Source organism: Actinophytocola sp. (assembly GCF_035942955.1).
Lineage (GTDB): Bacteria > Actinomycetota > Actinomycetes > Mycobacteriales > Pseudonocardiaceae > DASYTH01.
In genome coordinates this window covers 42,271-51,720 of the sequence record NZ_DASZCQ010000206.1, presented here as the reverse complement: position 1 = coordinate 51,720, position 9,450 = coordinate 42,271, and the positions used below count along the sequence as shown (strand labels likewise).

General features: G+C 72.1%; 9 protein-coding genes. 1 reads left to right on the top strand and 8 read right to left on the bottom strand.

Going from position 1 to position 9,450, the window contains the following annotated elements:
• Positions 1–251: 251 nt before the first annotated feature.
• The 7 genes from VGX25_RS20845 to VGX25_RS20815 form a co-directional block, all read right to left on the bottom strand.
• Entirely contained in the window at positions 252–1,247 is a 996-nt protein-coding gene (locus tag VGX25_RS20845; RefSeq protein WP_326919525.1) for a lysylphosphatidylglycerol synthase domain-containing protein, read from the bottom strand.
• A gap of 48 nt (positions 1,248–1,295) precedes the next feature.
• Positions 1,296–2,519, bottom strand: coding sequence for an acyl-CoA reductase (locus VGX25_RS20840; RefSeq protein WP_326919524.1), 1,224 nt, complete (start codon positions 2,517–2,519; stop codon positions 1,296–1,298).
• 160 nt (positions 2,520–2,679) lie between these two features.
• The gene (locus VGX25_RS20835) at positions 2,680–3,747 is read right to left on the bottom strand and encodes an acyl-protein synthetase (protein WP_326919523.1); all 1,068 of its coding nucleotides are present in this window, start codon (positions 3,745–3,747) and stop codon (positions 2,680–2,682) included.
• The gene (locus VGX25_RS20830; protein WP_326919522.1) at positions 3,744–5,147 is read right to left on the bottom strand and encodes an AMP-binding protein; all 1,404 of its coding nucleotides are present in this window, start codon (positions 5,145–5,147) and stop codon (positions 3,744–3,746) included. Before VGX25_RS20830 ends, VGX25_RS20835 begins: the two co-directional genes overlap by 4 nt.
• Entirely contained in the window at positions 5,144–5,890 is a 747-nt protein-coding gene (locus tag VGX25_RS20825) for an SDR family NAD(P)-dependent oxidoreductase (RefSeq protein ID WP_326919521.1), read from the bottom strand. The genes VGX25_RS20830 and VGX25_RS20825 overlap by 4 nt, the downstream gene beginning before the upstream one ends.
• Positions 5,883–6,122 carry an acyl carrier protein gene (locus VGX25_RS20820; protein WP_326919520.1) on the bottom strand — a complete coding sequence of 80 codons (240 nt, stop codon included), beginning with the start codon at positions 6,120–6,122 and terminating at the stop codon, positions 5,883–5,885. The genes VGX25_RS20825 and VGX25_RS20820 overlap by 8 nt, the downstream gene beginning before the upstream one ends.
• A gap of 48 nt (positions 6,123–6,170) precedes the next feature.
• Positions 6,171–6,740, bottom strand: a complete 570-nt coding sequence (locus tag VGX25_RS20815) for an acyltransferase (protein ID WP_326919519.1) — start codon at positions 6,738–6,740, stop codon at positions 6,171–6,173.
• Positions 6,741–6,873: 133 nt separating this feature from the next.
• On the opposite strand from VGX25_RS20815, the gene lhgO reads away from it, so the two are divergent.
• Positions 6,874–8,055 carry an L-2-hydroxyglutarate oxidase gene (gene lhgO, locus VGX25_RS20810; RefSeq protein WP_326919518.1) on the top strand — a complete coding sequence of 394 codons (1,182 nt, stop codon included), beginning with the start codon at positions 6,874–6,876 and terminating at the stop codon, positions 8,053–8,055.
• A gap of 112 nt (positions 8,056–8,167) precedes the next feature.
• On the opposite strand, the gene serS is transcribed toward lhgO, so the two are convergent.
• Positions 8,168–9,430 carry a serine--tRNA ligase gene (serS, locus tag VGX25_RS20805; protein ID WP_326919517.1) on the bottom strand — a complete coding sequence of 421 codons (1,263 nt, stop codon included), beginning with the start codon at positions 9,428–9,430 and terminating at the stop codon, positions 8,168–8,170.
• Positions 9,431–9,450 lie beyond the last annotated feature (20 nt).

Here is a 9,450-nt window from a genome sequence, read left to right as displayed (position 1 = left end):
GCGCACCGAGTCCGACGTCGCCCGCACCGCGGCGGGTGGCGGCACGTCGGGGTGGCTCAGCCCGTCGGCGCTCGGCGGCGCCGGCCTGGGGTTGGGTTGGTTGGGTGGTTGCGGGCTGGGGTGGGTGGTGGGTGTCGTGGGTGGTTGGCTGACGACGCCTGCGGGCAGGGGCTCGTTCCTCGCCCTGCCCTGGTCGTCGTGGGGCGGCCGCCCTCGCCAAAGATCGGCGACCCCAGCACTTTTAAGTATGCCTAGGGCTCCCGCGGCGCCGCGGGCCGGATCGGCACCCGCCAGCGGGCCAGCCAGGCCGCCGCCCCGGCGGTCACCAGGTCGGCCACGACGAACATGACCCGGGAGACGAGGGCGAACGCCAGCGCCTGCGGGTAGGCAAGGGAGCTGATCAGCACCGCCACGATCATGCCGTCCCGGATTCCGGCGCCGGACGGCAGCACGAAGACGAACATGCCGGCGTTGAGCCCGATCGTCACGGCGGCGGTGCACAGCAGGAAGCCGGCGAGGCCCGGCGCGGCGCCCACGGCGTCGGCAAGGATCCACAGGTGCAGGCCGAAGAACGCGTAGGAGACCACCTGCAGCCCGAGCGCCTCACCGATCATGCGGAAGTGCAGCGGCGCCTCGAGCGGCTGCCGGCGGATCAGCTTCAGGATCCGGTTCATCGCCCAGGTGAGGATCCGCGGGTGCAGCGCGCACACGCCGACCGGCAGCGCGATCGCGAAGAAGATCGCGCCGGGGAACTCGCCGTACAGGCTGGGCAGCGCGGCGGTGGCGAACCCGGCGGTGGCGACAAGGGCCAGGCCGACCTGGACCAGCGAGCCGGTCACGATCCGGGCCCGGCCGACCCCGGCCTTGCGGGCCAGCTCCATCTGCAGCAGGTAGGCCCACACCGAGCCGGGCACGTACTTGCCGAGCGAGCCGACCAGGTTGATCTGCGCGCAGCGGACGTAGCCGACCGGCGGGCCGATGTCCTTGACGATGGTGCGCCAGGCCAGCACGCCGAACGCGATGCCGACGATCACGGCCAGCTCGGACAGCAGCACCGAGCCCCACGGCAGCGTCTTGGTCGTCGCCCAGACCGTCGGCCAGTGCTTGGTCAGCGTCCAGGCGGCGCCGGCGACCACGACGAGCAGCAGCAGCCTGCGCAACCACGTGACGATGGTCGTCTTCCTGGTGCTCGCCGGCTTGGGCGCGGCCACCGCTTCATCCGTCGTGACGTCCGCGTCGACCGTCATTCGCGCTCCGGGGCTCGTAGGTGCTTGCTCAGGCAGCATATGGGGAATTCAGACAGTAACCGTGACCGCACGGCTGAATTCGGTCATGAGGTCGTAGCCGTCCCAGATCGCGGCGAAGGTCAGCGCCGAGCCGAATGGGACGATCCGGTCGATTCCCCGGCCGGCCAGCGCATTGACGAATGCGACGAGCTCGGCCCGGTCGAAGCCGAAAACGCTGAGCGTCTGGTCCTTTCGCTCGATGATCGGCACCAGCTCGCCGAGGGTGGCCACCGTGGCCATCGGGAACGTGCCGGCGCCGAGCCACTCCCGCGGCACCGCGGCCGGCTCGACCAGCTCGAGGGTGGCCACCGCGTTGCCGGCGAAGTGGATCTCGCTGGCCAGCCCGTCGGCCGCGACCCCGTAGGTCGACACCCGCTTCTGCACCGCCATCGCGGGCTCCACCACGAACGCCTTCTCGGCGAGCACCTCGGTCAGGATGGCCTTGAACTGCGCCCTTGCGGTGGCCGCCGGCCCGGCCTCGCCGACCCAGAACAGGGTGCGCGGCGAGGCGCAGGCGGCCTGGTCGAACCAGTACGAGTCGTTGTAGAAGCCGACGACGGCGGCCCGCCGGGCGCGCTCGTCGGCCGCCCGCCAGCCGGCCACCGAGACCGCGGCGAACGAGGCCCGGTCCGGGAAGGTCAGGTCGCGCGCGTGCGGGGCGAGCGGATGCCGGCGGACCTCGGTGACGGCCCGGTCCCCACCCCAGATCACCCGCAGGTCGCAGGCCGCGGACAGGGCCGCGGTGACCGCGTCGTCCCGGTCGTAGGTGATCATCCGCTGGGTCTGCGCGACGGCCGGGTGCGCGCCGTCCAGCGCCCGGTTGAGCGCGTCGAGCACGGCCTGCGCGCCGCCGGCCGAGCGCGGCGAGACGCGCACGATGTTGCGGTTTCCGGCCAGCGCGGACAATGCCCAGGAATACACGAAAATCGTGTCCACATTGGCCGGCGGGATGTGCAGCACAAGGCCCCGCGGAAAGCGCAGCGCGCGTTCCGGGTTGTCCAGTGTGGACAATGCCTTGGCGATCTCGGCGCGGCGCAGGAAGAACCCGAGCGAGGCCAGCTCCGGGAACCGCCGCGCGGTGGCCGGGGCCAGCAGGATCCGGGCGAACCGGGTCAGGAAGTCCACGATCCGCTTGTCGCCGACCCGCAGCGGCCCGCCGTCCGGCTCCGCCCGCACGGCGTCGATCAGGGCCGCCACCTCGGTGTCGGGCCCGGCCGGGAAGCGCTGCCTCATCCGGCCGCCCAGCCTTTCCGCGACCCTGCGCACCGACGCGATCGCTCCGGCAGGGCGCTGATCGGCCAAACCGGCGCGAGCGATGCTCGGCGCCCTGCCACCGCGATCGCGTGCCTCCGGCGGGGGCGCGCCCGGTGGTCGCCGTGACTGCCGCGAAGTCTCATTGGGCATCCGCCACCGTGGAGAAGGTGTCCGAGCACCCCCGGGCCTCGGCCCTCGGCAGCCGGCCGAGCACGGAGAACCGCTTGCCCGGCCAGTCGCCGTCGTCGACGCCGTGCACGACGCCGAGGTCCTCGGTGAGCAGGACATGGCCCGGGTAGGACCGCGGCAAGGTGCTCACCACCTCAATGACGCCCGGCGTGCCGATCGGTTGCTCCGCCCAGGTGTCCGGGTCGCGGATGATCACATCGGCGAAGTCCGGGCAGTACAGGGCGTCGCCGGACGGCCCCTCGAGGAACACCGTGCCGATCTGCTCGATCATCCCGTAGTAGTTGTGGATCCTGGTCAGGCCGGTGTCCTCGGCGAAGCGGCGGCGGAACTCGGCGTTGTCCACGGCGCGGTCGATCAGCTTCTTCCAGCCGCCGGAGTGGATCAGGATGCCGTTGGACAGGTCGAGGCCCTGGTCGCGGGCCACCTCGTAGAGGTAGAGCCAGACCATGAAGGTGAACCCGAAGATCAGGAACGGCTCGCCGCCGTGCCTGGCCAGGAACGCCTTGACCGCGTCGACGTCGGGCCGGTCGTGCTCGTCGAGGACGTAGACGTGGTTGCGGCCGAAGGTGGCCATGCCGAGCACCCCCGCTCCCCGTGCGGAGAACGAGCGCCGGTTCTTGATGATCCCCACCGTGTCGACCATCAGCATCGGCAGCCGGGTGTTGCCGAGCACGGTGGACAGCGTGGCGCCGAGCATCCTGGTCTGCGCCGCGGCCGCGTCCTTGTCCAGGTAGATCCGGGAGGCGCCGGCGCCGGTGGTGCCGGACGAGGTCAGCACCTTGAACACCCGGTCCTCCGGCACGCTGCGCAGGTCGTGGGTCTTGAACATGCGCACCGGCAGCCAGGGCAACTCGGCCACCGAGCCGAACTCCCGTGGCGTGCCGAGGGCGGACAGGATCCGGTCGTATGGCTGGCAGTTGGCCCGGTGGTGCGCGGTCAGCGCGGCAAGCTCCGGCAGCAGGGCCGCCTCGCGTTCGGCCTGGTTGAGCCGAAACAGGCTGTGCAGGGTGCTGGTCATCGGCCGGCCTCCAGCGTCCGGTAGTCGATCTTGCCGCTGGGCAGCAGCGGCAGCGCGTCGATCGGGCGCACGTCGAACCCGGTGACGTGCAGGTGCAGCCGCTCGGACAGGGCGCGGGCCGCGGCCTTGCGGGTGGCCTCGTCGGCACCCTCCAGCCAGATGATCACCTTGTCCCCGGCCGGGACCGCGGCGGCCGGCGGGGTGCCGGCGCCGCGCAGCACCTGCTCGAGGTCGTCGAGGCTGACCCGGTTGCCGAAGATCTTTCCGATCCGCTTGAGCCGGCCGGTGATCCACAGGTAGCCGTCGGCGTCGAGGTGGCCGAGGTCGCCGGTCTGCAGCACGCCGCCCCGCTCGTCCCCGGCGGCCAGCTCGGCCTCGGTCTCCGCGTACCCCATCATCACGTTGGGGCCGCGGTAGATCACCTCACCGGTGACCCCGGGCTCGGTGGTCTCGGCGCCGTCGTCGGTGCGGATGCCGAACGCGCCGCCGGGCAGCGCGGGTCCGACCGAGCCGAGCTTGTCGGCCAGCCGCTCGGCCGGCACGGTGGACATCCGCGGCGCGGCCTCGGTCTGCCCGTACATCACGTACATCCGGCCGCCGACCGCGCGCATCCGCTCGTCGAACTCGGTGATCAGCTCGGGCCGCAGCGTGCCGCCGGCCTGGGTCAGCGTGCGCAGGCTCGGGTACCTCGCCGGGTCGAACCGCAGCCGGCGCAGCATCTCGTAGTGGTACGGCACGCCGGCCAGCGAGGTGACCTTGTGCTCCTCGACGGCCCGCCAGAACGGCCGGCCCATGATCCCGCTCGGCTCGATCACCACGGTGGCGCCGCGGCGCAGGTGGCTGTTGAGCACTGACAGCCCGTAGCTGTAGTGCAGCGGCAGGCTGGTCGGCGCGATCTCGTCGGCGTCGATGTGCAGCACCTCGGCGATCGCGTCGGCGTTGGCCAGCACCGCGGTGGCCGACAGCCGGACGAACTTCGGGTTGCCGGTGGAGCCGCTGGTGGGCAGCAGCAGCGCCAGGTCGGGGTGCGGGGTGACGCCGTAGGAGTCGATGCGCAGCCAGGCCGGGCCGGCCAGGTCGGCTGCTCGGTAGCCGGTGGTGGGCACGCTCGCGTCGTCCGTGCCGAGCACGGCGGCCGGGCGGAACCGGGCGATCAGGTTGGCCAGCACGTCGGCGTCCAGGCCCGGGTCGATCAGCGCGACCGGCCGGTGCGCGGCCAGCGCCCCCAGGTAGCGCAGCACGCCGGGGAGATCGACCTCGGTGCGGGCGAACAGCACGCCGGGCGGGAGGTCCCGCAGCGCGGTCGCGACCTCGCAGATCCGGTCGTGCAGCTCGCCGCCGGCCACCGTCGTGCCGCCGGGCACGTCGACCAGCCGCGCATCCGGGTGCACCAAGCTCACAGCACGAGTCCCCCGTCGACGCCGAGCACCTGGCCGGTGATGAACGAGGCCTCGTCGCTGATCAAAAAGCGGATCGCGGCGGCGACCTCGGCGGCCTCGCCGAGCCGGTTGAGCGGGGTGTCCGCGGTGATCTTCTCGAGCGCCTCGGCGGGCTGGTCGGCGATCAGGTCGGTCCTGATCACGCCGGGGGCGACCGCGTTGACCCGGATGCCGTACCGGCCAAGCTCCTTGGCCGCCGACCGGGCCACCCCGGCGATGGCGGCCTTGCTCGCCGCGTACACCGTCTGCCCGGCGTTGCCCCGCTCGCCGACGATCGACGCCAGCAGCACGATCGAGCCGGACCGCTTGCGCATCATCGCCCGCGCGGCCGCCTGCACCGTGGCGATCGTGCCGACCACGTTGGTGGCCAGCGTGGTGTCGATGTGCTCGTCGGACAGCATGCCGATCAGCGCGCCCCGCAGCATGCCCGCGCTGGCCACCAAGGCGTCGATCCGGCCGTGCTCCTTGGCGACGGCCCGGAACGCGTCCTTGATCGCGGACCGGTCGGTGACGTCGAGGGCGAGCCCGGTCACCGGCGATCCGGTGCGCTCGGCCAGCTCGGCGGCCCGCTGCTTGGCCACCGCCTCGTCCCGGCCGGTGAGCACCACGGTGGCGCCGGCGCCGGCCAGCGCATCCGCCGTGGCCAGCCCGATTCCCCGGGTGCCGCCGGTGACGACCGCGACCCGGCCGGTCAGGTCAGTCACTGAGGCCGAACCCCCGCAGCATGTCCAGGGCGACCTTGAAGCTGCTCATGTCGATCACCTGGTCGGTCTCGAGCTGGACGTCGAACTCGTCCTCGATGGCCGCGACCAGCGCCATGTGGCCCACCGAGTCCCAGGCCTCGATGTCGCGGTACTTGAGGGTCTCGACCTCGATGTCGTCGCCGAGGTCCAGGGCCTGGACGAAGACGTCCTTGAGCCGGTCGCTGAGGGTCATGGTCTCTCTCGATCTGTCGTGCTGCCAGGTACGAGGTCCGAGCGCCGGCTAGCGGCCGAGCTCCCGGACCCGGTTCTCCCCGCGGACCCGCTCGGCCTCGCGGAGGATGTGCTCCTCGTCAAAACGCTGGAACACCCGTGCGGGGTTGCCCGCCACCAGCGCGCGTTCCGGGACGTCCTTGGCCACGAAGGACATCGGTTGCACGGTGGCGAAGTCGCCGATGGTCACGCCGGGCATGATCACGCTGTTGCCGCCGATGAAGCAGCCCTTGCCGATCCGCACCGGCTTGCGCTCCATCAGATCGCTGCCGGAGTAGTTCTCCAGCATCATGTTCGACAGCCAGGTGGAGTGGGTGAAGATCAGGCAGTTCAGCCCGACGCTGGTGTGCTCGCCGATGGTCAGCCCGCCGGTGGCGTCGAGCAGCGCGCCCTCGCCGATCCAGCAGTGGTCGCCGAGCTCGAGCCGGTCCCGATAGATGATCTTGGCACGCTCCCGGATCCGGGTGGTCTCCGGCAGACCCAGCAGCCGCGCCCGCTCCTGGTCGTTCATGTACTGCCCGACCAGGTCGGTCAGGATCTGCGGGCGCAGCCGGGCGCTGCGCTCGTCGTTGAAGAACATCAGCCTTCCCCCAGGTCAGCGCGCCTGACCGGGCACGCGTCGACACCGTCCAACATCTGCTCCCTCGAGTTGACCCGGCCGAGTCTATAGTGGCTGGTCGGGTGATCTCGCCCACGCCGTAATCTGTCCACTCGTGCGGCATGTCGTGATTGTTGGTGGCGGGATTCTGGGGCTGGCCGTCGCGCATGAGCTGGTGGGGCGCGGCGACCGGGTGACGGTGCTGGAGAAGGAGAGCCGCTGGGCGGCCCACCAGACCGGGCACAACTCCAACGTGGTGCACGCCGGGCTGTACTACCAGCCGGGGTCGTTCAAGGCGCGGATGTCGGTGGCCGGCAACCGGTCGATCGTCGACTTCGCCAGGGCCAACGGCGTCGCCGTCGAGGTGTGCGGCAAGCTCGTCGTGGCCACCTCCGAGGCGGAGCTGCCGGCGCTGCGGGTGCTGGCCGAGCGGGCCGAGGCCAACGGCGTGCCGGCCAAGTTGATCGAGCCGGCCGAGGCCAGGGAGTACGAGCCCGAGGTCGCCTGCGTGGCCGCGCTGCGGGTGGACAGCACCGGCATCATCGACTTCCCCGGGGTGTGCGCCGCGCTGGTCCGGCGACTGGCCGAGTCGGGCGCCGCGGACCTGCGACTGTCCACCCCCGCGCTGGGCATCCGGCCGGGCCGCGCCGGCGGCGTGGAGGTCGCCACCGGCCGGGCGGTGCTGCGCGCGGACGCCCTGGTCAACTGCGCCGGGCTGCACAGCGACCGGGTCGCGCGGATGGCCGGGCTGGTGCCGCGGGCGCGGATCGTGCCGTTCCGCGGGGAGTACTACGAGCTGCGCGAGGACCGGCGGCACCTGGTCCGCGGGCTGATCTATCCGGTGCCGGACGCGTCGCTGCCGTTCCTCGGCGTGCACCTGACCCGGATGCTCGACGGCAGCGTGCACGCCGGGCCCAACGCCGTGCTGGCGCTGCGCCGCGAGGGCTACCGGTGGCGCGACTTCTCCGCGCGCGACCTTGCCGACGCCGCCCGGTTCCCCGGCCTGTGGCGGCTGGCCCGCAAGTACCCGCGGACGGCCGTCGACGAGGTGCTGCGCTCGCTGTCCCGGCGCCGGTTCGCCGACAGCCTGGCCCGGCTGGTCCCGGCCGTCCGGCGGGAGGACATCGTCCGGGCCGGCGCCGGGGTGCGGGCGCAGGCCCTGCTGCCGGACGGCTCGATGGTGCACGACTTCCTGATCGAGACCGCGCCCCACCAGGTGCACGTGCTCAACGCCCCGTCGCCGGCGGCCACCTGCGCGCTGGAGATCGGCAGGTACGTCGCCGACCGGCTCGGTTGACACATTCAAGGCGAAGGCTAGGACCACTACTCTGCGTTGTTCGCCGGCCGTTGCGTATCTCCGGCCACTCGGGCGGACCTCCGGCCCACCCTCGCTGGGCCGGAAGCCCTCGCTAGCCGACCGGCTTGAGCTCGTCGAGGCCCAGATAGGGCCGCAGCGCCTGCGGCACCCGGACCGAGCCGTCGGCCTGCTGGTGGTTCTCCAGGATGGCCACGATCCAGCGGGTGGTGGCCAGCGTCCCGTTGAGGGTGGCGGCGATCTGCGGCCGGTTGTTCTCGTCGCGGTAGCGGATGGCCAGCCGGCGGGCCTGGAACGTGGTGCAGTTCGAGGTGGAGGTCAGCTCGCGGTACGCCTGCTGGCTCGGGATCCAGGCCTCGCAGTCGAACTTGCGCGACGCGCTCGAGCCGAGGTCCCCGCCGGCCACGTCGATCACCCGGTACGGCACCTCGATCTTGGCGAGCATCTCCTCCTCCCAGGCCAGCAGCCGCGCGTGCTCGGCCTCGGCGTCGGAGGGCATGCAGTAGGTGAACATCTCGACCTTGTCGAACTGGTGCACCCGGATGATGCCGCGGGTGTCCTTGCCGTAGGACCCGGCCTCCCGGCGGTAGCACGACGACCAGCCGGCGTACCGGCGCGGCGCGCCCGCCAGGTCGAGGATCTCGTTGGCGTGGTAGCCGGCCAGCGGCACCTCGGAGGTGCCCACCAGGTACAGGTCGTCGTCGCGCAGCCGGTACACCTCGCTGGCGTGCGCGCCGAGGAACCCGGTGCCCTCCATGATCTCCGGCCGGACCAGGGTCGGCGGGATCATCAGCGTGAAGCCGCTTGCGGTGGCCTGCGCCGCGGCCAGGTTCAGCAGGGCCAGCTGCAGTTGCGCGCCGACGCCGGTGAGGAAGTAGAACCGCGAGCCGGACACCTTGGCGCCGCGCTCGACGTCCAGCGCGCCGAGCCGGATGCCCAGGTCGAGGTGATCGAGCGGGGTGAAGTCGAACGCCCGCGGCTCGCCGACCCGGCGCAGCACCACGTAGTCGTCCTCACCGCCGGCCGGCACGTCCGGGTGGACGAGGTTGGGGATGGCGCGGTGCAGCCCGGTCAGCGCCTCCTCGGCCGCGGCCTGCTCGGCCTCCGCCTCCCTGACGCTGGCGGCCAGCTCCTTTCCTCGTGCCAGCAAGGCTTCCCGCTCCTCGCCGCGCGCCTTGCCGACCTTCTTGCCAAGCTGCTTGTGCTCGGCCCGCAACGCGTCCGCCCTGGCGATGGCGGCCCGGCGCCGCTCGTCGGCGGACAGCAGCGCCTCGACCAGTCCCTCGTCCTCGCCGCGGGTGCGTTGCGACGCGCGCACGGCGTCCGGGTTCTCGCGCAGGAACTTCAGGTCGATCACGACTGGCCAGCTTAGTGCCG

Bases quoted from the DNA above. Each gene is read 5' to 3' on its own strand.
- VGX25_RS20845 (WP_326919525.1), bottom strand. From the start codon at position 1,247: ATGACGGTCGACGCGGACGTCACGACGGATGAAGCGGTGGCCGCGCCC.
- VGX25_RS20840 (WP_326919524.1), bottom strand. From the start codon at position 2,519: ATGAGGCAGCGCTTCCCGGCCGGGCCCGACACCGAGGTGGCGGCCCTG.
- VGX25_RS20835 (WP_326919523.1), bottom strand. From the start codon at position 3,747: ATGACCAGCACCCTGCACAGCCTGTTTCGGCTCAACCAGGCCGAACGC.
- VGX25_RS20820 (WP_326919520.1), bottom strand. From the start codon at position 6,122: ATGACCCTCAGCGACCGGCTCAAGGACGTCTTCGTCCAGGCCCTGGAC.
- VGX25_RS20815 (WP_326919519.1), bottom strand. From the start codon at position 6,740: ATGTTCTTCAACGACGAGCGCAGCGCCCGGCTGCGCCCGCAGATCCTG.